The organism is Cetobacterium sp. 2G large (assembly GCF_014250655.1).
GTDB classification, from domain to species: domain Bacteria; phylum Fusobacteriota; class Fusobacteriia; order Fusobacteriales; family Fusobacteriaceae; genus Cetobacterium_A; species Cetobacterium_A somerae.
In genome coordinates, this window is sequence record NZ_JACHTH010000003.1 from 146,979 (window position 1) to 168,918 (window position 21,940).

Annotated in this window: 20 protein-coding genes; 3 read left to right on the plus strand and 17 right to left on the minus strand. The window is 30.0% G+C overall.

Annotated features, from left to right (window positions below; all coding sequences use genetic code 11):
- Positions 1-35: 35 nt before the first annotated feature.
- The 17 genes from H5J23_RS01920 to H5J23_RS02000 all read right to left on the minus strand — a co-directional run bounded on the left by H5J23_RS01920 (position 36) and on the right by H5J23_RS02000 (position 17,613).
- A complete protein-coding gene (locus tag H5J23_RS01920; RefSeq protein ID WP_185890769.1) occupies positions 36-2,345 on the minus strand; it encodes a patatin-like phospholipase family protein in 2,310 nt (769 codons plus the stop codon).
- 19 nt (positions 2,346-2,364) lie between these two features.
- On the minus strand, positions 2,365-3,108 hold the full coding sequence (locus H5J23_RS01925; protein WP_185890771.1) for a potassium channel family protein: 744 nt from the start codon (positions 3,106-3,108) through the stop codon (positions 2,365-2,367).
- Positions 3,109-3,307: 199 nt separating this feature from the next.
- Positions 3,308-4,057, minus strand: coding sequence for an amino acid ABC transporter ATP-binding protein (locus H5J23_RS01930; RefSeq protein WP_185890773.1), 750 nt, complete (start codon positions 4,055-4,057; stop codon positions 3,308-3,310).
- Complete coding sequence (locus H5J23_RS01935) at positions 4,047-4,838, minus strand: amino acid ABC transporter permease (protein WP_185890775.1); 792 nt, start codon at positions 4,836-4,838, stop codon at positions 4,047-4,049. The genes H5J23_RS01930 and H5J23_RS01935 overlap by 11 nt, the downstream gene beginning before the upstream one ends.
- An 8-nt stretch (positions 4,839-4,846) precedes the next feature.
- Positions 4,847-5,626 carry a transporter substrate-binding domain-containing protein gene (locus H5J23_RS01940; protein ID WP_185890777.1) on the minus strand — a complete coding sequence of 260 codons (780 nt, stop codon included), beginning with the start codon at positions 5,624-5,626 and terminating at the stop codon, positions 4,847-4,849.
- A 29-nt stretch (positions 5,627-5,655) separates the two neighbouring features.
- Positions 5,656-6,348 carry a LytTR family transcriptional regulator DNA-binding domain-containing protein gene (locus H5J23_RS01945; protein WP_023052001.1) on the minus strand — a complete coding sequence of 231 codons (693 nt, stop codon included), beginning with the start codon at positions 6,346-6,348 and terminating at the stop codon, positions 5,656-5,658.
- Positions 6,345-7,910, minus strand: coding sequence for a hypothetical protein (locus tag H5J23_RS01950; protein WP_185890778.1), 1,566 nt, complete (start codon positions 7,908-7,910; stop codon positions 6,345-6,347). The genes H5J23_RS01945 and H5J23_RS01950 overlap by 4 nt, the downstream gene beginning before the upstream one ends.
- A 296-nt stretch (positions 7,911-8,206) precedes the next feature.
- Positions 8,207-9,145: a thiamine pyrophosphate-dependent enzyme gene (locus H5J23_RS01955; RefSeq protein ID WP_185890780.1), complete on the minus strand. Its 939-nt coding sequence runs from the start codon at positions 9,143-9,145 to the stop codon at positions 8,207-8,209.
- A 4-nt stretch (positions 9,146-9,149) separates the two neighbouring features.
- Positions 9,150-10,400, minus strand: a complete 1,251-nt coding sequence (porA, locus tag H5J23_RS01960; RefSeq protein WP_185890782.1) for a pyruvate ferredoxin oxidoreductase — start codon at positions 10,398-10,400, stop codon at positions 9,150-9,152.
- Positions 10,401-10,414: 14 nt separating this feature from the next.
- The gene (locus H5J23_RS01965) at positions 10,415-10,717 is read right to left on the minus strand and encodes a 4Fe-4S dicluster domain-containing protein (protein WP_023052084.1); all 303 of its coding nucleotides are present in this window, start codon (positions 10,715-10,717) and stop codon (positions 10,415-10,417) included.
- Positions 10,717-11,292 carry a 2-oxoacid:acceptor oxidoreductase family protein gene (locus H5J23_RS01970; protein WP_023052085.1) on the minus strand — a complete coding sequence of 192 codons (576 nt, stop codon included), beginning with the start codon at positions 11,290-11,292 and terminating at the stop codon, positions 10,717-10,719. The genes H5J23_RS01965 and H5J23_RS01970 overlap by 1 nt, the downstream gene beginning before the upstream one ends.
- A gap of 16 nt (positions 11,293-11,308) precedes the next feature.
- Positions 11,309-11,953: a transcriptional regulator gene (locus H5J23_RS01975; RefSeq protein WP_023052086.1), complete on the minus strand. Its 645-nt coding sequence runs from the start codon at positions 11,951-11,953 to the stop codon at positions 11,309-11,311.
- Positions 11,954-12,081: 128 nt separating this feature from the next.
- Positions 12,082-13,422, minus strand: a complete 1,341-nt coding sequence (locus tag H5J23_RS01980; RefSeq protein WP_185890784.1) for a YjiH family protein — start codon at positions 13,420-13,422, stop codon at positions 12,082-12,084.
- A gap of 245 nt (positions 13,423-13,667) precedes the next feature.
- Entirely contained in the window at positions 13,668-14,861 is a 1,194-nt protein-coding gene (gene megL, locus H5J23_RS01985; RefSeq protein WP_255494336.1) for a methionine gamma-lyase, read from the minus strand.
- Between the two features lie 146 nt (positions 14,862-15,007).
- The gene (mgtE, locus tag H5J23_RS01990) at positions 15,008-16,360 is read right to left on the minus strand and encodes a magnesium transporter (protein ID WP_185890786.1); all 1,353 of its coding nucleotides are present in this window, start codon (positions 16,358-16,360) and stop codon (positions 15,008-15,010) included.
- Positions 16,361-16,603: 243 nt separating this feature from the next.
- Complete coding sequence (locus H5J23_RS01995) at positions 16,604-16,804, minus strand: cold-shock protein (protein WP_023052090.1); 201 nt, start codon at positions 16,802-16,804, stop codon at positions 16,604-16,606.
- 179 nt (positions 16,805-16,983) lie between these two features.
- Positions 16,984-17,613 carry a polysaccharide deacetylase family protein gene (locus H5J23_RS02000; protein WP_185890788.1) on the minus strand — a complete coding sequence of 210 codons (630 nt, stop codon included), beginning with the start codon at positions 17,611-17,613 and terminating at the stop codon, positions 16,984-16,986.
- 225 nt (positions 17,614-17,838) lie between these two features.
- Here H5J23_RS02000 and glgB point away from each other — a divergent pair, with 225 nt between their 5' ends.
- From glgB to glgD, 3 genes are read left to right on the plus strand one after another with little or no spacing between them, the layout of a single operon-like run.
- A complete protein-coding gene (gene glgB, locus H5J23_RS02005; RefSeq protein ID WP_185890790.1) occupies positions 17,839-19,719 on the plus strand; it encodes a 1,4-alpha-glucan branching protein GlgB in 1,881 nt (626 codons plus the stop codon).
- Between the two features lie 2 nt (positions 19,720-19,721).
- Positions 19,722-20,840 (plus strand): glucose-1-phosphate adenylyltransferase, encoded by a 1,119-nt coding sequence (locus H5J23_RS02010; RefSeq protein WP_185890791.1) that lies wholly within the window; start codon positions 19,722-19,724, stop codon positions 20,838-20,840.
- Positions 20,840-21,931: a glucose-1-phosphate adenylyltransferase subunit GlgD gene (glgD, locus tag H5J23_RS02015; RefSeq protein ID WP_185890793.1), complete on the plus strand. Its 1,092-nt coding sequence runs from the start codon at positions 20,840-20,842 to the stop codon at positions 21,929-21,931. Before H5J23_RS02010 ends, glgD begins: the two co-directional genes overlap by 1 nt.
- Positions 21,932-21,940 lie beyond the last annotated feature (9 nt).

The following is a 21,940-nucleotide window of genomic DNA, read 5'->3' on the forward strand; positions in this document are numbered from 1 at the left end:
AATATTTTTACTCTTCCTTTATTTCTTTTTATAAATTAAAATACATATCCAATATGAACTTGGAACAGTGCTTCATTGTTTAAAACATTGTTTGAAATTGAGAAGTCCATTGGTCCTAAGAATGTATCCCAACCAATTCCTATTCCATACCCTTGTTTTTCCATATCCCAAATACCTTTTTCACTTCCAAATCCTGAAAAATAATTATATGTTCCTGCATTATAATTTAGACTTAGATAAAGGTTTTGTGCCACCGTGTATTGTAGTCCTAAACTTCCTATAAAGAAGTTATCTGTATAAACAGAAGATATTGGTAATCCTACAAATGAGTAGTTTCTACGCATAGGATTACTTCTTAATCCTCCTAAATTAAATAACTCAGATAGTGGTGTATTTTCAGCATTATACATCTGCCCTCCACTTAATCCAGCATTTAATGACCAATTACTACTTAATGGGAAATATTTCGTTACCATTACTGAATACCCTTCAAAAGAGTTACCCTCTTTTGCATTTGTTTCAGAGAATACTTGTAATAATCCTTGACCACCTTTTGTTGCATACTCAGCTTGATTCATTGTATCGTAGTAGAAACTAAAGGTATTTGTGAAATATGAACCATCTTTTTTAAAGTAAGAGAAGTTTTTAATCTTCTCTCCAGAAGAGTAGTTCGTTTCCATGTTCTTATAACTTAACGTGTATCCCGCAATTATATCATTAAAAATAGTTGTTCCTATTGATAGATTTGTTTCAAAAGTATTATTTTCATAAGTTGAAACGTTATCTCCACCTTTATATAAGAATATAGGGTTTAATCCATAACCTACTTCTGCTGAAACCAGTAATTTATGATCCCAAACATTATACTGAGTCATATCTGTTAATGATATCTTTGGATATTTTGAAAACTCAGCTTTTAACGTGTAGTTCTTTTGAGAAAGATTAAACTTATTAAATACAGGTATCTCAGCTACAGCTTCTAATCCAGCTCCATAGTTTGAAACATAGAATAACCCCGCCTTTAATTTTGTTTCTAATTTCTCTCTCACTGTGAAGTTAACTGTATCTCCATCTACAGTATAGAAAACTCTATCTACAAAGTTTTTAGCAAATATCTTCTCTGTCCATAGATTTAGCTCACTTACAGTTAAATCGCCTTTTTCTGGTCTTAACTTTTCCACTTCTTTTGTAGTTAACAGATCATTTCCACTTAATTTAACATTTTTTATATCAAATTTTCTATTTCTCATCTGCTCTTTCTTTAAATTTATCTCATTATACCTCTCTTTATCTGTTAATTTAGATAGTGCATAGTCAACTTTTTCAGATGCAATCTGTCCCTCTTCAACTAACTTTGGTAAATTATCAAAATCTAAAGTACTATGTTTTTTTACATCTGGTGTTATTAAAATATCTGGATAGTGAGTTTGAATCTCTGTATTTCTATCTCCAGTGTATGTTGATAACTTATCTAATATTTGAATTATATTTGAATTATCTGTAATTACAATAGGTTCTGCTGCTATATCTACTCCAATAACTATATCTGCTCCCATATTTATAGCTTGTAAAACTGGGAAGTTATCTGCTACTCCTCCATCTACATAATAGTTATCTCCCTCTCTTATTGGATCTAAGAAAGTTGGAATAGCCATACTTTTTAAAGTAGCTAAAGCCAAATCACCACTATTTATCTCAACTGATTCTCCTGTTTGAAGATTCGTAGTCATAGCTCTAAAAGGTATTGGAAAATCTTTAAAATCAGTTACATTCTCTGCTCTTGCAAAAATTTTCTTTAACTCTAAATAGATATATTCTCCATTTAATACCCCCATTGGTAAAGAAAGATTATAATCTTTTGTTAAAGATATATTTAAAGGGTATTTATTCGATTGAGTTTTTTGCACTATTCCTTCTAAATCTCTATTTGAAGTATTTCTAAAAAGTTCATAAAATTGCAAATCTGTAACTGTTTTTTCAATCTCATCAGGTGTATATCCTACTGCATACATAGCTGCTATTATACTTCCAGCACTTGTTCCAACTATGTAATCTATTGGTATTTGATATTTTTCTAATGTTTTTAAAACTCCTATATGAGCAGCACCTTTAGCACCTCCGCCACTCAATACTAGTCCAACTTTAGGTCTAGATACATTTTGATTTTTGATAAAAGTCTGCTTTAATGTTTCTAAATTTTTTCTCTTTAACTCTAACTCTTGTATCTGCTTATCAATCTCTTTTATTTTTTCAGCAGCAGAGTTAACTCTGTTTGGAGACTCTTCAGCTCCTAAAACAGACAAACAAAGCACAAAAAATAAGATTATTTTTTTTAGCTTTCCCATTTAATCCTCCCATTTTTATTTAATCCTTTGATGATAATATTCCTGAACCAATTACAAGCCCTAATATTACATTTGTAAGAACAATTCCAGTTATTATCTCTACAACAACTAAAAACTGTGCCAACATAGTTAATGGATATACATCTCCATATCCTACTGTTGTTATTGTTATAAAACTAAAATATATATGTTTAAAATAAAACTCAATTTGTGGTAAATCTTGAGTTATACCATTGAAAACTGGTGTTGAACTAAATAAACTAAGTACAGTATATAGTAGTCCAAAACTTATGGCAATAGTTATATAAGTTGTTATTACAACAACTACATCTTTTGGAACAACTTTTCTTCTACGCCTAAAAAAATCTGCAAAAACATATTTTAATATTATTATATGACAAGCTATTAAAAGGAGTATATTTATAAAAGATAAGAAATAAAAGAAGTATTTTAAACTACTTTCATTTTCATTTATATTCAAAGAAAAGTTTATAATAGGCACTAATATTAAGTAATAAAATACTAACGCTGTCGCCTTTAATGGTCCATCTTTAAATATAAAATTCTTTTGTTTTAAAAAAACTAAGGGTAATATACTAAAAAATATTTTTACTGAACTTAATCCAATTTCTAAAAAATCTATTCTGATTTTATCTTTATCTACTAATACATGAGCCACAACTGATATTAAAACTGCTACTATCATTGATAAAATTGTATTTTTAAGAAAGTCATAAATCTGTTCTTTTTTGTATAATCTCATGTAACCTCCAAAATTTTTTTGTTTATAGAAATATACTTTCTAAATACTATTTTCCCTTTTAAAATTTCTTTAAAAGAATTTTATATCACCTCTTACTTTCAAAGTCAATCTTTTATCTAATTTATAATTTCGAAATATAATACGTAATTTTGTGTAATATTTTTCTATATAAAAAAAAGTGCCTAACTTTAGCTAGACACTATCTATTTTTTATTCTTTTCTCACAATCCACTCCACCAAGAAATTTACATAACTCTACAGTTTTTGGATTTTCAAATACTATTCCAGGAGGTCCCATCTCAACAATTTTTCCTCCACTTACGAAAATTACACAATCAGCTACCCCTTTAGCAAACTCCATTTCATGAGTTACTAAAACCATATCTTTTTTGTCTTTACGTAGCTCTTTTATGGCCTCTAGAATCTCTTTTGTTAAGGCCGGATCTAGAGCTGATGTTGGTTCATCTAAAAGTAAGAACTTTGGCTTTAGTGCCATTGCTCTCACTATTGCTACTCTTTGCTGCTGTCCTCCTGAAAGTTGATGCGGATATTTTCCCTCGTGCTCATAAAGTCCAAATCTCTTTAGAAGTATTTCTGCTCTTTCCTTTGCATCTTTAGCAGGAATTTTATGAACTTTTTCCAAAGGTAAGGTTATATTTTCTAATGCCGTTAAATGTGGAAAAAGATTAAAAGCTTGGAATACCACTCCAATACTTTTTCTATACTCATGAAGCTCCTCTTCCTCTTTAGGAATTTTCTCTCCATTAACTTCAATCTCACCACTATCTGAAACTTCTAGTCCAGCTAAAATTCTTAATAAAGTTGACTTTCCACCACCAGATGGCCCTATTATAACAATAGAGTGGATATTCTTTATATCTAAATTTAAACCGTTTAACACAACTTGCTCTCCAAAACTTTTATATAAATTATCAATTTTAATTTCCATAGCTAAACCTCCTCTCTAAATATTTAGAAAGGTGAGAAATAGGATACGTTAGTATCAAATATCCAACTGCTAATATACAATAGTTTTCTATTGGAGAAAAAGTTAATGAATCTACCTCTTGAACATTTTTAGTGAACTCATTTACTGCTATTATTGATAGTAGTGATGAATCTTTAATTAAACTTGCAAATTGACCTGCAAGAGGTGGCATCACTCTTTTTATAACTTGTGGTAAAATTATATATCTATACGTTTGGACCTTTGTAAAAGCCAAAGATCTTGCAGTTTCAATTTGAGTTTTATTTATACTTTCAATTCCTGCACGAATAATCTCTGAAACATAGGCTCCTGAGAATACTCCCATTATTAGTACTCCCATTATATAACGATTTTCTATTCCAAAAGCAGTTCCTATCACATAGTAAAATAGATAAATTTGAACAATTAATGGTGTTCCACGAATAACTTCAGTAAAACCCTTAGCAAAATAATATGTTGGTAAAAAACTTCCTCTTTGCCCTAAAACTAAAAGTCCTCCTACTATAAAGCTCGCTATTAAAGAGAATATTGATATTACTAAGGTCATAGTAAACCCAATCATAAATTTATATTTATACTTTTCAATTATTCCTTCCCAATTATATGGGTAGTCTAATCTGCTAAAAGCAAAATGAAAAACTCCTAAAACTATCATAGTTACTAAAACTATATTTATCCACTTTACCGTTGTAGTTTCACTTTCAGTTTTTGGTCTAAAAAATAGAGTTTTTAGTATACTCATATCATCTCCTAATCAAAGAAGAAAGGTACATTTTTCTCTGTAAAGAAAGCTCTCTCCTCACCTAAATATTTGTCAGCTAATTTATTAAATCCACCATTAGCTTTATATTCAATTATAAACTCATCAATTTGAGCTCCTAAATCCTCTTCACCTTTTCTATATGCTACTGCCCAAGGTTGTGATTCTGTTTCAAACTGAGCTAATAGCGGTGTTGTAGTTTCTGAATTTCTTGTCCAGTTTCTATAAATTGTTAACGGATCATATATAAAGGCATCTACTTTACCTTGAGAAACCTCTAATACTGAAGCGCTCTCTTTATCAAAAACTAATATTTCAGCATTTGGAAAATATTTTTGAGCTACAGTATGTCCACTTGTTCCTTTTTTTACTGCAACTTTCTTTCCTTTTTGATTTAAATCATTAGCATTTGTAATCCCAGATTTATTGTTAACTAACATTGCTAGATAACTTTTTGCATATGGTATCGAAAAATTTACCGATTGTTTTCTTTCATCTGTTACAGACATAGATGATATTATTATGTCTACCTTTTTTGTTTTTAGTGCTGGAATTAATCCACCATAAGCCATATCCTCTATAATGACATCTCTTCCTAAATACTCACCAAGTGCATAAGCCATATCTACACTTATACCTGTTGGTTTACCATTTGCATCAGACATTTCAAAAGGAGGGTATGCTAACTCCATTCCAACAATCAAAGGTTTTTCATTTGCAAAAACTAAACTTCCTAAAATCAATGTTAAAAAAAGTATTATTTTTTTCATAAATATCCTCCGTCTTTAAAAAAATATTTTTATAGCTCTATTCTATTTCCGAATAAATCCAAGTTTTCCTCTAAAATTTTTAATTTAGTTCTACTCACAGATAACCAGTTATCTCCAACAAATGTTACTCTTTCATTTTTATAGTCAATCTCTTTTAATAAATTTTTATTTATAAGTGTTCCTCTATCTAGTTTTATAAAACACTCTAGTATTCTTAACTTATCTTCAACCTCTGAAAATCCTCTTTTTACACAATATATTTTTCCATTTTTAGTAGTAATCTCGGTTTTTCTTGTAATTCTACAATAATCTAAATATATAATATCATCTATTTTTACAATTGCTCTATAAAAAGTATCATTTATTACAATCTCTTTTATATTTTTCAAAATTTTTTTGTTGCTGAATAACTCTCTTAATGATCTTTCAATTTCAAAATAATCATCTCTATATATGCAGTCATATATCTCTTTTCTTTTAAAATAACCTTTGATTCTTCTAAAATCATCATCTCTAGAACATAATAACATAACAGGAATATTTTTTCTACTAAAAAAGTGTATTTTATTATCATTAATTTCATATTTTAAATCTATTATAACCACATCTATACTTTCTAAATCATAAGATATCACACTATCAATCGAATAAAACTCCGCCTCTAAAAGTTCTCTTAATATCTCTTGTAAATTTAAATCTATATTGACACCTATTTTTTTCAATTAAGTTCCTCCTGCAGCTTTTCAATCCTGTATCTACTTGCAACTAACGATATTTTTTCAGATATCTCTTCTAAATATCTTTTTTCTTCATAAACCAATTTAATGTTTTTATTTTCTATTAAAATCAATGCTAAAAATGGATTTTTACTATATTTTAATCTCACTGCATAATCATACTTTTTATTTAAAATGTCACCTTTTTCCAACAAAATTTCTGATTCATCATAATTTCTATCTACTAAAAACTTTTTATAGTCCTCTCTTTTAATAAGTATTTTCGTTTCTACATCAATTAACTCTAAATTCTTTTTTAACTCCTTTGAAAGTTGCTCTTTAAACTCTTTATAATTTTTAGTTAGATACATTCTATTTACAAGGTTTTCTATATAATATTTATCAACTCTTAAAGTTCCTTTTATAAAATGAGTACACATATTTAATGTTAAAAATGAAAATATAATTCCTAGAGATAACCATACATTTTCTGTTATTATGAAAAATAGATATATATGTAAAAACATTTGAAATATTTTTAATGTTAAGATATCTATCTTTCCAATTGTATTTATATTTGTTAAAAATATATACCAAAAAATAAATACAAACTCAAACATATTTAAATAATAAAAATATTTACTATTATTTATAAAAAGTTCTACAATTAAAGATAGAACTATAAAACTTCCAATCATAATTAAATTTTTTTTTTCAATCTCTTTTATAATTTGCTTCTTTTTTATTTTCAAAGAACTTAAAAAAAACATTATTAATATAATAATTAAAGCATCTATCCATATATAGAAAAATATTACTATTTTTAAGAAATAAAGATAATTTACTACTAAATAATTTAAAATTTTAATATTTAAAATACTGCTCACAACAATAACTTCACCTAAATAATACATTAAAAATAAAATCCAAAGGCCTATATTTAAAACAAAATCATCTTTTAATTCATCCTTTATACTCTTCACATAAAGAAGTAAATATAATCCTAAAATACTACTAACTAAAGCATTTAATCTTATTAGAAAAATATTGGAAAAAACAGTTGTATTAGTTAAAATAATTTTTAAACAAACAAAAAATATTGGAAAAAACAACTCTTTTTTTGATAAGATTTCTTTTTTAAAATTATAAAATAACATAAAATTATATATTAAAAATATTACAGTCAACGAATTTAGAAAAATATTATTTTGTCGTAAATTACTCTTTGGTGAGTAGTCTAAAGATAGTTCAATAGGTTCCTCTTCTTTTTTCAAATGATATTTTTCAGTCAAATAATTTTTTTCTTGAACCTCTAAAACATAGTTTTTTTCTTTAGTATTAAAACTAGCATAACCATCTAAATAGCTGTCTAATTTAACTTTTTCTAATTTCTTATTCTCATTTTTATATAAAAAAATCTCCTCTTGATTTTTATTAAAAAAATCTATGCTTTCTCTATTATTAGATATTTTTATATAATTATCACTATTTTTTGATAAATATGTTAAAAATGATAGAATTGTTAGAAATATTAAAGTATATATTCCCATCCTTTTTTTTATATCCATTCCCCCTCCTCATAATTTTAAACATTTAATTATTTATAACTTGTTTTATTATATCATTTTATCCTTTATTAATTAATATCTTCACTAAAATAAAACCCCCCTCAGAAACTGAGGGGGGTTTTATCTATTTCTAGACGTCGGGGCACTTCAAACTTTAACACAACGTTAAATGTTTCAAGGGTAAGTTTCCTTACGTCTTAAATTATACATGTTTTTAGATTTTTTTAAAGTCCTTTAGAACATTAAGAGCGTTTTCACGCACAATTATTCAACTTCTACGAACATTTCTTTAGGATTTAAATCACCTCTCCACATCTTTTTAAAAGAGCTTCCCATCTTCTATCTACTTCATTTTGCATCTCTTCTATTAAATGCTCATTTCCAGGTTTAAATAGATGAGCAAATCTTCCTTGATCTTTTATAAACTCTGTAATAGGAAGTTTATTTTTAGGTTTATAAGATAATTTCCACTCTCCATTTATAACTTCAAATAGTGGCCAGTAGCAAGTTTCAACAGCTAACTTACACATCTCCATAAGTTTTTCTGTAGAATATCTCCATCCTCTTGGACATGGAGCTAACACATTTAAAAATGCTGCTCCCTCTGTATAGATAGCTTTTTCTGATTTTTCATGTAGATCTTTCATATTTCCTAAAAATGTTGTTTGAGCAACATACGGAATATTATGATCAGCAATAATAGCTGTTAAATCCTTTCTACTTTGAACCTTTCCATTGCTATCCTTACCAATAGGTGAAGTTGTTGTATCAGCATATCTTGGTGTAGCTGATGATCTCTGTATTCCTGTATTCATATATGCTCCATTGTCATAGCATACATAAACCATATCGTGCCCTCTTTCCATTGCACCAGATAGTGATTGGAATCCTATATCATAAGTTCCTCCATCCCCTCCAAAAGCTATGAATTTATATGTATCATCTATTTTTCCACGTCTTTTTAAAGCGTTGTAAGCTCCCTCTACTCCACTTAAAGTCGCTCCTGCATTTTCAAATGCACTATGGATAAATGAGTCCTTCCAAGCTGTATATGGATACATAAACGTTGATACCTCTAAACACCCTGTGGCATTTGCAATTACCGCCTTGTCCTCTACCTTTAAAGCTCTTAAAACTCCTCTTACAGCAACTCCTGCTCCACATCCTGCACAAAGTCTATGTCCTCCAGTTAATCTCTCTGGTTTATTCATTTCCTCTTTAAAATTATATGCCATCTTACTACCCCCTTACTCCTAAGTGTCTGTAAACTCTACCAACTTCAAAATCTGATGTATGTGCTAAAAGCAATTCTGGGTTGTAAGCTATTTCCACTTGATCCTCTATAAGTTGTTTTGCGTGTGCTTCATAAAGAAGTTCGTTAAATACTCCTTTTATACTATCTACAGTTACATCTCTTCCACCTAATCCATACACATAGTTAAACATCTCTGGTCTATCGTGTGAATCATAAAGTGCTGATCTAACCTCAGCAAAAAGTGGTCCTCCAGCTCCAGAGAATCCCTCACATTTATCCATTACACCAACAACTTTTATTCCTGTTAAGCTATATTTTAATTCATCAAATGGGAATGGTCTAAATACTCTAATTTTAATAAGTCCAACTTTTTTCCCCTCTGCTCTTAACTCATCAACAGCTTCTTTAGCTGTTCCAGCAGTTGAGTTTATAAGTACTATAGCTACATCTGCATCTTGCATCTTATACTCTTCAAAGAATGAGTACTTTCTTCCTGTTAATTTTTCATAATCTTTTGCAACCTCTTTTATAACATGTCTTGCGTTCATCATAGCATGAGCTTGCTGAACTTTATGCTCCATATAGAAGTTAGCTGTATCGTATGGTCCATGAGCTATTGGTATAGCTGAGTTTAATAGATAATCCTCTGGATTATACTCTCCCACAAAAGCTTTTACTTTATCATCTTCTAAAAGCTCTATATTTTCAACAGCGTGAGATGTTATAAACCCATCTTGGCAAACCATTGCAGGAAGCATAACTCTTGGATCTTCGGCTATTTTTACTGCTTGAATATAGTTGTCATACGCCTCTTGATTTGTTTCACTATATATTTGAATCCAACCAGTGTCTCTAGCCCCCATTGAATCACTGTGGTCTGCATTTATATTAATTGGTCCAGTTAAAGCTCTGTTTATAAGTGCCATAGTTATAGGTAATCTCATTGAAGAAGCTACATATAACATCTCCCACATTAAAGCAAGTCCGCATGACGAAGTAGCTGTCATTGTTCTAGCTCCTGCTGCTTGAGCTCCTATAGCTGCTGACATTGCACTATGCTCTGATTCCACTGGAATAAACTCTGTATTTACATTTCCATCTGCTACATACTTAGAGAAGTATTGCGGTACCTCAGTTGATGGTGTAATTGGAAATGCTGGCATTACATCTGGATTTATCTGTCTCATGGCTGTGGCTACAGCTTCGTTTCCTGACATTCTCTCTCTTATACTCATTTTCCTCTCTCCTCCTAAGCCTTTGTAAACTCTATCGCTTTAAATGGGCATACTGCAAAACAAACTCCACACCCTTTGCAGTGATCCTGATCAAAATCTAGTCTTTTTCCATCTTTAACTGGAATAGCTGAATCTGGGCATACTGGGATACATAGTAAACATTGCTTACAATTCTCATCAATAAAATCAACTTTCATTGTTCTCCAGTCACCAGTTTTAAAGTTTTCAGCACTTCCAGCTTCATATACTACTCCACCAGGAGTTATCTCTTGCCAAGTTATAGTTTCATCTATTATTCTACCGTTTTTATTTTTCATTATCCTTCCACCTCATCCATTGAACGCTTTAACGCACACATATTCCCCTCTAAAACTTGAGGTTTAGTACTAAATTTATGTTTAAATGACTCTTCCATATTTTTTATAAATTCAGCTTCTGGTATAAGTTCACTAACTTTTACAACTGCTCCAAGCATCGGTGTATTTGGGAAATATTTTCCTAAACACTCTTCAGATATCTTTCTAGCATTGCATGTATAAAGTCTTCCTGTATAACCTCTTAATTCAGCTCTTAACTCCTCAGGACTTCTCTCACTATTTACAATTATAGCTCCGCCCTCTTTAAGACCTTTTTCCACTTCAATTGCTTTTATTAAAGTTTCATCTACTACAACTACAAAGTTTGGTTCATAAATATTTGAATGAACTCTAATTGGTTCATTTCCTATACGATTATAAGCTGTTATTGGTGCTCCCATTCTCTCTGGTCCATACTCAGGAAAACCTTGAACATACATCCCACTACTAAATGCTACATCTGCTAATAGAAGAGAAGCTGTTTTTGCACCTTGTCCACCTCTACCATGCCATCTGATTTCTACCATTTTACTCATGATCTACCATCCTTTTTTAAATTTTGCTTAAATAACGATATATTGTTGATTCAGAAACATTTAAAGCTTCTGAGACCTCTAAAACTCCACCTCTTAAATCAAATATCCCCTTTTGGTGAAGTTTTTTTATAACATTAAGTTTCTCCTCCCCCTCTATCTCTTTCCAAGATACTCTACCTTTTAAAATCTCTAGTAAAGCCTTGTTTATCATCTCTTTTATAGAGTTTGGAAAATCCACTTCTGTTACTAACTCTTTTTCATCTTTTAAATTTAGACCAAAATTTGCCATACTCTCCATTTGATAGGCTATGTTTAAATAACTACTCACATCTACATTTACACATATCATTCCAATAATATTCCCATCTATATTTTTTATAAAAAATGTTGAGGATCTAAGAATTTTTCCTCCCACAACACCTTTTGAGTTTGTTATAAACTCTCTATCATCATAGAGTCTCTCTTTCAAAATTTTTAATCCAAATTCACTCATAGGAGAACCTATCTCTCTTCCACTCACATGGTTGTTGAATATCTCGATACTAGAACTACTTATATCTGTTAAATCATGAAGAACTACCTCTACATTTTCTCCATAACATTTAGACATAAATCTTGCTACTTTTCTGTACTCTTCTAAGATCTCTAAGTCTCCTTTCAAATTAATCCCCCTCCTTTTTCCAATATAGGTATATACCCCACGCTCTTCAAAAAGTCAAAAAAAATTTTCTTACAATAAGAATTTTTTTCTCATTTTTCCTATTCAATAAAAAAAGAGAGTTTCCTCCCTTAATTTGCTAATAATCCGATTTTTAACATGAACAATCCAACTCCATATATCATTGGAAAAGCCACTATACTTCTTAAGAAAAATATTTTCATTACATCAAAAAAATTAAACCCTATTTTTGAATTCATAAGAATAATTCCAGTCTCACTAAAATATATCAATTGAGAAAAAGTTAGTCCTCCAATTACAAATCTAGCCAATTCACTTGGACAATCTTTAATAAATACAGCTGGTAACCACATATCTGTAATTCCTATTATCATAGATGGAGCCATATACTGAGCTATCTCTCTTTCAAAACCTATAAATTCTAAAAATGGTACCATAGGTGCTGTTATTACTTGAAAAACTGTTGTTTTCTCTGCAAGAACTAACCCTATTGTTCCTATTAACATTATAACAGGAGTAAACGTTACGTATATTGTTAAAACCTTTAAAAATGAATCCTTTAAAACCTTTGTAGCCTTTGTTCTTCCAGCTACATCTGAAGCCAATCTTAAAGCGTAACTCATACTCGTATCTCTTTCATTTGGAGCTTCACCCTCTTTATAGTAATCATCTTTAAACTTTTTTAAAGGAAGTCTTGAAATCACAACTCCTGTTAAAATTGTACAAACTACAATAGAGCCATAAAAATATCCAAATATATGTGATAACCTTAATAAATCTGCCATCATTATAGCAAATGATATCCCAACTAAAGAGAAAGATGTAGCTATTATCGCCGCTTCTTTTTGAGTATAATACCCTTTTTCATATTGTTGATCTGTAACTACAATTCCAATAGTTCCATCTCCTACAAAAGATGCTAAAGCATCTATTGCTGCATACCCAGGCACTCTAAATAACTTTCTCATATATGGAGCGATTAAAGTTCCAATAAACTCAACTAATCCAAAAGATGTAAGAAGTGGAATTAGCATAACTTCAAGTAAAAAAGTTACTAAAATAGTTGGAAGTAGTTCATTTATCATCATTAAACCAGTTCCTTCATCTGCTACTACATCACCTATTACATTGGGTAAAAAATTATATGCTATTAAAATTAAAGACAGTGCTCCAATTATTCTAACTATTGATACAAATTTACTACTTATAAAAAATTCGTCCAAAACTCTATCATTAAAAGTTTTCTTTTTTATTCCAAAAATAGTTCCAAATATGGTGACCACAGCAAATCCTATCATAAAGGACTTAACTACTCCCACATATCCATTAACTATATAACTTTTTATGTGTCCTAAAAGCATTGCTGATTCTCCTCCAATTACAATTGGAACTAGAAACAGCCAGATTCCCATAAAAGAATAAAATCCGAATTTAAAAGTATTGATTACCACTATCGCCTCCCTATTTTTTAGTCAAAAAAAGAGCGCACAAAGTACGCTCTCAAAGATAACAAATAACAAAATTCTCGAATATTGTTATGGCAGCGTCACAATATTTATGTTCACAGGGTTATAACGTCTTTGCCATCGGCCTTAGGCTCAGTTTATAAAGGTGAACTAATATTAAAATTTTATAATGCATTATGATGCATTTTCGTTATTTTGTCAATATATTATTTTTTATTTTTATACTGCTTTTAAACTAACTCTAAACCATTTCTTAAGTCTGTAATTATATCCTCTACATCCTCAAGTCCTACAGAGATTCTAACTAATCCATCAGTGATTCCTGCAGTTAATCTCTCCTCTCTTGTATATGGTGAGTGAGTCATTGAAGCTGGGTGTTGAATAAGTGTTTCTGTATCTCCTAAAGAAACTGCTAGAGAACAAAGTTTTAGATTATTTAATAAAGTTTTTCCTGCATCCATTCCACCTTTTAGTTCAAAGGCAAAAATTCCTCCAAAGTCTTTCATCTGTTTACATGCAACCTCATGTCCTGGATGTGTTTTTAATCCTGGATAAAACACTGTTTCAACTTTAGGATGAGTATTTAAAAACTCCGCTACTTTTCTAGCATTAGAACAGTGTCTTTCCATTCTAATCTCTAAAGTTTTCATTCCTCTAATTATGTAGTAAGCGTCCATTGGACTTAAAACTGCTCCAGTCATATCTTTTACTCCAACAAGTCTAACTTGAGTTACTAAATCCATTTTACCTACAACAAAACCTGCTATTACATCTCCATGTCCATTTAAATATTTTGTAGCTGAGTGAACAACAACATCTGCTCCCAGTGTTAAAGGTTTTTGACAATACGGTGTTGCAAATGTATTGTCCACTACAACTAATATATCATCATTGTGTGTATGAGCTATTTTTGAAACTGCTTCTATATCAACAATTTTCAGATTTGGATTTGCTGGTGTTTCTAAATAAACAACTTTTGTATTAGCTTTTAAAGATCTCTTTACAGCTTCTAAATCTGAAGTATCTATAAATTCTACATCTATTCCAAATTTTGTTAATCCATGACTAAGCAGTGCAAATGTACATCCATAAAGTGTTTTATCTGCTAAAACGTGGTCTCCAGCTTTTAAAACTGTCCACATAACTGAAGCTATTGCTCCCATTCCTGAAGCTGTAGCTAATGCTGCTTCTCCCTCTTCTAAAAGAGCTAATTTTTTCTCTACAACTGTTACTGTAGGGTTCCCCAATCTTGAATAAATATATCCCTCTTCCTCTAAAGCAAATCTTTTTCCCCCTTGCTCAGCTGAATCAAATATAAATGTTGATGTCTGATAGATTGGTGTAGCTAAAGTTCCAAAAGGATTTTTCTCACTTCCACCATGAATCGCTATTGTTCCAAAACCATTTTTCATATTTTTATCCATAATAACTCCTCCCTACGAAACCTATTTTTAACACAATTATACCTCTTTTAACTCTTAAAGCAAGGTTTCAAAGGAAAAACTGTTATATAACAGTTTTTTATAAAAATATTTAGAAAAATAAAAGTCAGATCTTTCGATCTGACTCTCTATCTCAATACATCACTATATAAAAACATTGCTAAGTAAAAGTAAATTACTAAGGCTAGTGCATCAACAATAGTTGTAACTAATGGCCCTGCCATTATAGCTGGGTCTAACTTTAATTTTTTAGCTCCAATTGGAAGTAATCCTCCAACTAATTTTGCTATTACTACTGTTATACCTAAAGTAAACGATACTAGCATTGACATTTTAAAATCTTGCTTTAATATATAATTCATACGTAAAAAGTTTACAGCTCCTAATCCCAATCCTACGATTAAACTTACTCTTAACTCTTTCCATACAACTTTTAAATAATCACTCATTTTAATCTCTCCCAAAGCCATTCCTCTTATTATAAGAGTTGACGATTGAGAACCAGCATTTCCTCCTGTATCCATAAGCATTGGAATTGCTGCAGCTAAAACTACCATCTGTTCTATTATCTCTTCATATTTACTAATAATTGATCCTGTAAAAGTAGCTGAAACCATTAGTACTAAAAGCCATGTTAAACGATTTTTAGCTAAGTGTAAAACTGAAGTTTCTAAATACTCCTCCTTACTTGGTGCCATGGCAGCCATCTTCTGGAAGTCCTCTGTATTTTCCTCTTCAATAACATCTACCATATCATCTATAGTAATAATTCCCACTAAAATATTCTCTTTATCAATTACTGGTAAAACTGTTAAATCATACTTTTTAAATAACTTTACAGCTTCCTCTTGGTTTGTTGATGTTTTTACAGAAAGTATATTCTTATCCATAATATTTTCTATAACCTCATCATCAGAAGATGCTAAAAGTTTCTTTAATGTTATCTCTCCCTCAAGCTTTTTATTCTTGTCTATAACATAAGCAACATCTATAGTTTCAAGTTCCTCTGCATATTTTCTTACATGCTCAAGACTCTCTTTTACAGTTTGGTTACTTCTTAGAGAAAGATACTCTATTGTCATTAAACTTCCTGCTGAATCCTCTTCATAAGATAAAAATTGATTTATTAGAGATCTATTTTCATGCTTGTAGTTCTCAAGCACTCTTTTCACAACATTTGAAGGCATCTCTTCTAAAAAGTCAATCATATCATCAAAATATAGCTCCTCTAATAGAGATTGAAGCTTATCATCATTTATTGAACCTACAATTTTTATCTGCTCATCGGCATCTAAATTTGCAAAAACTTCCGCTGCTAACTCTTTGTGTAAAAGTCTAAAAAGAATAATTATATCTTTTTCATTTTCACTATTAGCTTCAATAAATTCAGCTATATTTACAGGAGTTTCTAAGTTTAGAACCTCCTTTAGACCTTTTAAATCTTTTTTTAATAGAAGCTCTTTTACTTTTGTTTCAAACATTTTTCCTCCTTGAATTTTGCAGAGGAAAACTGAAGAAAAATTTCTAGACCTTTCCCCTACAAACTATATATTAAATTGTTTTTATTTTTAGTCCGTTTGGGGTAACTATCCATCTTTTCTCTCCTTTAATTTATTTTTGTTTTTCAACCTTTAAATTATACCTTTTTTATAAAAAAAAGTAAATATTTTATATTTTTACATAAAAAAAAGCCTTAGAAAATCTTCTAAGGCTTTAAAATATCATTACTTTACAGTTACGATGTTAGATGCTTGAGGTCCTCTTTCACCTTGAACTACGTCAAAAGTTACTTCTTCTCCTTCTACTAACTTCTTGAATCCATCTTTCTTGATTTGAGAGAAGTGTGCGAATACATCTTTCCCGTCCTCACCAGTGATAAATCCAAATCCTTTTTCTTCGTTAAACCATTTAACAGTACCTTTCATTTGATACCTCCATAAAATTATTTTTTATAACTCTACAAATCTTAATCTTTAAATCAGAGGTTAAACAAACTCAAGTTACCTATAGGTTTCTCTTCTAAAAATTTTAAAACTCATATTATTAATCTAGAATTATTATACATGTTTTTTATTAAAAAGTAAAGCTTTTTTATTAATTTTTTTTATTTCTTATTTAGCTCTTCAACTGTTACAAACTCAAAACCTTTAGCTTTTAATTGAGGAATAGCTACTTTTAGAGCCTGAGCAGTTTTCCCATAGTCATGTAGTAATACTATCCCATTATCCTTTGCATTTTCTACTAAAAATTTAGCTATATAATCTGCGTCAGATGGTTTTTCCCAATCTTTAGGACAGATGTTCCACATAACTGACTCCATACCTAAACTCTTTTTTAACTCCTCTTTTTGAGTTTTTCCTAAAGCACCATATGGAGGTCTAAAGTATACAACTTTTTTATTTGTTACACTTGTAATAATTTTATTTGTACTTTCAAGTTCTTTTTTTACATCATTCATTGGTAATTTTTTTAAATTTGGATGATTATATGAGTGGTTTGCAATTTGATGTCCACCATCATATATTTTTTCTAAAATTTTTGGATATCTTTTTCCATTTGTTCCTAAAATAAAAAATGTTGCCTTTGCATTGTTTTCATTTAAAACTTCTAAAATTTCCTCTGTTATTTTAGCTTTTGGACCATCATCAAAAGTCAGAGCTATTCTCTTTGTTTCCTGAGCAAAAATAGACATAGTCATCATACATGCCACTAATAAATACTTTAATATTTTCATCTTTTCCCCTCTCCTTATTTTTTCAATTAAAATATAACACAATATCATACCTTTGGTATAGATATTTTCTTTTTATTTTATACTAAATAAATTTAATACAAAATATTCCTTCACTTTCTTTTTTTAATTTGGAAATTATTTTTTATTTTTATAAAGGAAAGATGTATCTTTTTTCAAAATAATATATTATAATAATTAAAATTTTGGGAAAAAGGGGGGATTTCTATGAATTATACTCTTTATAAAACTTTCGGTTCTCATCTGAAAAAAAATGATGGTGTTGATGGAGTTCTATTTACTCTTTGGGCACCTAATGCTATGAAAGTTTCAGTCGTTGGGGATTTCAATGACTGGGATGGAAAAAGAAACTATATGAATAAAGATATTCAAACTGGAATTTGGACTCTTTTTATTCCTAATTTAAAAGAGGGAACAATTTATAAATATATGATTGCTGATAAAAATCAAAAAATATTTATGAAAAGTGATCCCTTTGCCTTTTATTCTGAAGTTCGACCTAATACTGCTTCTATTGTTTATAACCCTTTTAAATCTTTTCCGTGGGAAGATAAAAAATGGTTAGAAAAAAGAGCTTCAGAAAATCTTTACAGTAAACCTATCAGTATTTATGAACTACATTTAGGTTCTTGGAAAAGAAACTATAACCGTGGAGATGGCCCTGAAGATGGAAGAGAGTTTCTCAACTACCGAGAAATTGCTAAAAAGCTTGTTCCATATATTTTAGAAACAGGTTTTACTCATATTGAAATCCTTCCTCTCACTGAACATCCTTTAGATACATCTTGGGGATATCAAGGAGTTGGATATTTCTCTATCACAAGTCGTTATGGCTCACCTGAAGATTTTAAATATCTTGTTAATGAATGCCATAAAGCTGGAATTGGAGTCATTTTAGACTGGGTCCCTGGACATTTTTGTAAAGATGCCCATGGTCTATATAGATTTGATGGAACACCTCTTTTTGAATACGAAAACGAAATTTTAGGGGAAAACCCAACTTGGGGAACTGCTAACTTTGATTTTACTAAACCCTTTGTCAAAAACTTTTTATTATCAAGTGCAACATTTTTATTTGAACATTTTCATATTGATGGAATTCGTGCTGATGCAGTCTCAAACCTTTTATACCTTGAGTATGGACGTGAAAAAACAGGTCTTAAAAACTCACTTGGTGGAGATGCTAAGTTAGAAGCTATCGATTTTCTAAGAACACTCAACGAAACAATTTTTAAACTTTACAAAAACCCACTTATGATTGCTGAAGAAGCCACATCTTGGCCTTTAGTAACAGCTCCTACATATAAAGGAGGCCTTGGATTTAACTACAAATGGAATATGGGATGGATGAATGATATGTTGAAATACATGTCCTATACCCCTTGTGAAAGAGATAAAAATCATAATCTTTTAACATTCTCTATTATGTATGCTTTTAGCGAAAACTTTATACTAGCCTTATCTCACGATGAAGTGGTACATGGAAAAAAATCACTTCTTGATAAAATGAGTGGAGATTATATTCAAAAATTTGATTCCCTTAGAATGTTTTATGGATTCATGTTTGGACATCCTGGAAAAAAACTTATTTTTATGGGAGGGGAATTTGGTCAATTTATCGAATGGAGATATTATGAAGAGTTAGAATGGAAACTTTTAAAATATCCACAACATGACTCTTTAAAAACTTATATTAGCAAACTTAATGAATTTTATAAATCAGAACCAGCTCTTTGGGGAAAAGATTCAACTTCTGATGGATTCCAGTGGGTTAATCATAAAAATCACACTCAAAAACTTATAACATTTATAAGAAAAGGAGATAATTTAGAGGATTTTATTTTAGTTGTTTGTAACTTTACTAAAAATGAGTATATAAATCACTCTATTGGTGTTCCAAGAATGTTTGAGTATATGGAAGTTTTTAATAGTGATAAAGATATTTTTGGCGGTAGTAACCAAGTTAATAGTGAAATTATCAAACCTATGAATAGAGAGCTAGATGATCAACCTTTCTCTATTTCAATAAATATAGCTCCACTTTGTACACTGTTTTTAAAGCCAATATTAAAAAAAGGGGGAATTTAACTATGAAAAAGAAAATGATAGCTATGATTTTAGCTGGCGGTCAAGGAAGTAGACTTAAAAAACTCACAAAAGATGTTGCAAAACCTGCTGTTCCTTTTGGAGGTAAGTACAGAATTATAGACTTCCCATTAAGCAACTGTGTTAACTCTGGAATTGACACTGTTGGAGTTTTAGTTCAATACAAGCCATTTCTGTTAAATAAACATATTGGAGTTGGAAGTCCATGGGATTTAGATGTTGAAGGAGCTGGAGTTAGTATTTTACCTCCATACTCTACAGAAAGTGAAAATCGTTGGTATAAGGGGACTGCCGATGCTATATTTCAAAATGAAAACTATATTGATATGTATAATCCTGAATATGTTCTTATTCTTTCTGGAGACCATATCTATAAAATGGATTACGATAAAATGTTAGATTTTCATATTGAAACAGGAGCTGCAGCAACTGTAGCTGTTATTGATGTTCCTCTTGAGGAAGCTTCTCGTTTTGGAATTATGAATACAAATACAAATGGAGAGATCTATGAGTTTGAAGAAAAACCTAAAGAGCCTAAGAGTACTTTAGCAAGTATGGGTATATACATTTTCAATTGGTCTGCTCTAAAAAAAGCACTAAAAGAGGATCAACAAGATAAGTACTCAGACAAAGATTTTGGAAAAAATATTATTCCAAAGTTTTTAAGAGAAAATCAAAAATTAATGGCTTATCCTTTTGCTGGTTACTGGAAAGATGTAGGAACTATAGAGAGTCTTTGGGCTGCTAATATGGATTTATTAGATAGCTCAAATCCCATTGACCTCTTTGATAAAAATTGGAGAATCTACTCTCAAGCTACAAATAAACCTGGTCACCTTCTTGAAGAAACTGCAGTTATTAAAAACTCTATTATTTCAGAGGGATGTATTATTAAAGGTGAAGTTATTAACTCTATTATCTCTTCTGAGGTTTTTGTTGAAGAGGGAGCTAAAGTACATAACAGTGTCATTTTAGCTGGAGCAGTTTTAAAAGAGGATAGTTTTGTTAATAGAATAATTTTAGGTGAAAATGTTGTTGTTGAAAAAAATGAGCATTTTGGAAGAAAAGATGAAATTCTATTTATCAGTGGGGGGGATGAATAATGTTAGCAAAATATACTGGAGTTATCACATCTTTTGAAAGTAGAGATCTTTTAAAAACTTTAACAGCCCATAGAGGAATCGCTACAGTTCCTATTGCAGGAAAATATAGAGCTATTGATTTCCCTTTATCATATATGAAAAATTCTGGAATTAGAAATATTCATGTTCTTACTAGTAAAAATTGTCGTTCTCTTAGAAATCACTTAGATGTAGCTAAATCTTGGGGGTTAAATAGAAAAAATGGAGGTCTTACAATTCACAGTGGTGATGTTGAAAGTGACACTGAACTTTTAGTTGAAAACTTTGATGATCTTCTAAAATCTAAAGATGAGATGATTGTCATCGCTCCAACTTACATGGTTGCAAATATAGACTTAGATAAGGCTATTGAATTTCATGAGCTTTCAGAAGCTGATGTTACAGTTATATATAAAAATATTCCTGAACCATCAGAAAATTTTCTTGGTTGTGATATTTTAGAATTTAATGAAAAAAATCATCTAACAAGAGCTTGTGCTAATTTTTTACCAAAGAAAAATCAAAATATATCTTTAGAAATATTTTTGATAAAAAGATCTCTTTTAATGGCCTTAGTTATGTCTAGACCCCATAATCAAATCTCTTTAAAAGATATTATCTATAGAAGTAAAAACAATCTAAAAATCATGGGATTTGAGCATAAAGAGTACCTTTCTTGTTTAAATTCACTAGCTAACTACTTTAGAACTAATATGGATTTAATAAACTCTAAAACTTTAAAAGAGATTTTCTTTAATGAAAATAGACCTATTTTTAGCAAGGTTAAAGATTCAATTCCTACTCACTATTTAAGTGAAGAGGTTGTAAAAAACTCTATTATTTCTAATGAGTGTTTTATTGAAGGAACTGTTATTAATAGCGTGCTTTCAAGATATGTCAATGTAGAAAAAGGTGCTCGAGTAGAAAATTGTATTATTCTTCAAAATTGTACTATAAAAGCTGGTACACACTTAAAGAATATTATTGTTGATAAAAATGTTGTTTTAGAAGAAACAGAGTTAGAAGGAAACCCTTCATATCCTCTTGTTATTCAGAAAAAATATAAATTTTAACTTTTACAA

Bases quoted from the DNA above. Each gene is read 5' to 3' on its own strand.
- H5J23_RS01955 (WP_185890780.1), bottom strand. From the start codon at position 9,145: ATGGCATATAATTTTAAAGAGGAAATGAATAAACCAGAGAGATTAACT.
- glgB (WP_185890790.1), top strand. From the start codon at position 17,839: ATGAATTATACTCTTTATAAAACTTTCGGTTCTCATCTGAAAAAAAAT.
- H5J23_RS01920 (WP_185890769.1), bottom strand. From the start codon at position 2,345: ATGGGAAAGCTAAAAAAAATAATCTTATTTTTTGTGCTTTGTTTGTCT.
- H5J23_RS01930 (WP_185890773.1), bottom strand. From the start codon at position 4,057: ATGGAAATTAAAATTGATAATTTATATAAAAGTTTTGGAGAGCAAGTT.
- H5J23_RS02000 (WP_185890788.1), bottom strand. From the start codon at position 17,613: ATGAAAATATTAAAGTATTTATTAGTGGCATGTATGATGACTATGTCT.
- H5J23_RS02010 (WP_185890791.1), top strand. From the start codon at position 19,722: ATGAAAAAGAAAATGATAGCTATGATTTTAGCTGGCGGTCAAGGAAGT.
- megL (WP_255494336.1), bottom strand. From the start codon at position 14,861: ATGGATAAAAATATGAAAAATGGTTTTGGAACAATAGCGATTCATGGT.
- H5J23_RS01950 (WP_185890778.1), bottom strand. From the start codon at position 7,910: ATGGATATAAAAAAAAGGATGGGAATATATACTTTAATATTTCTAACA.
- H5J23_RS01970 (WP_023052085.1), bottom strand. From the start codon at position 11,292: ATGAGTAAAATGGTAGAAATCAGATGGCATGGTAGAGGTGGACAAGGT.
- mgtE (WP_185890786.1), bottom strand. From the start codon at position 16,360: ATGTTTGAAACAAAAGTAAAAGAGCTTCTATTAAAAAAAGATTTAAAA.
- porA (WP_185890782.1), bottom strand. From the start codon at position 10,400: ATGAGTATAAGAGAGAGAATGTCAGGAAACGAAGCTGTAGCCACAGCC.
- H5J23_RS01995 (WP_023052090.1), bottom strand. From the start codon at position 16,804: ATGAAAGGTACTGTTAAATGGTTTAACGAAGAAAAAGGATTTGGATTT.
- H5J23_RS01940 (WP_185890777.1), bottom strand. From the start codon at position 5,626: ATGAAAAAAATAATACTTTTTTTAACATTGATTTTAGGAAGTTTAGTT.
- H5J23_RS01935 (WP_185890775.1), bottom strand. From the start codon at position 4,838: ATGAGTATACTAAAAACTCTATTTTTTAGACCAAAAACTGAAAGTGAA.
- glgD (WP_185890793.1), top strand. From the start codon at position 20,840: ATGTTAGCAAAATATACTGGAGTTATCACATCTTTTGAAAGTAGAGAT.
- H5J23_RS01925 (WP_185890771.1), bottom strand. From the start codon at position 3,108: ATGAGATTATACAAAAAAGAACAGATTTATGACTTTCTTAAAAATACA.
- H5J23_RS01965 (WP_023052084.1), bottom strand. From the start codon at position 10,717: ATGAAAAATAAAAACGGTAGAATAATAGATGAAACTATAACTTGGCAA.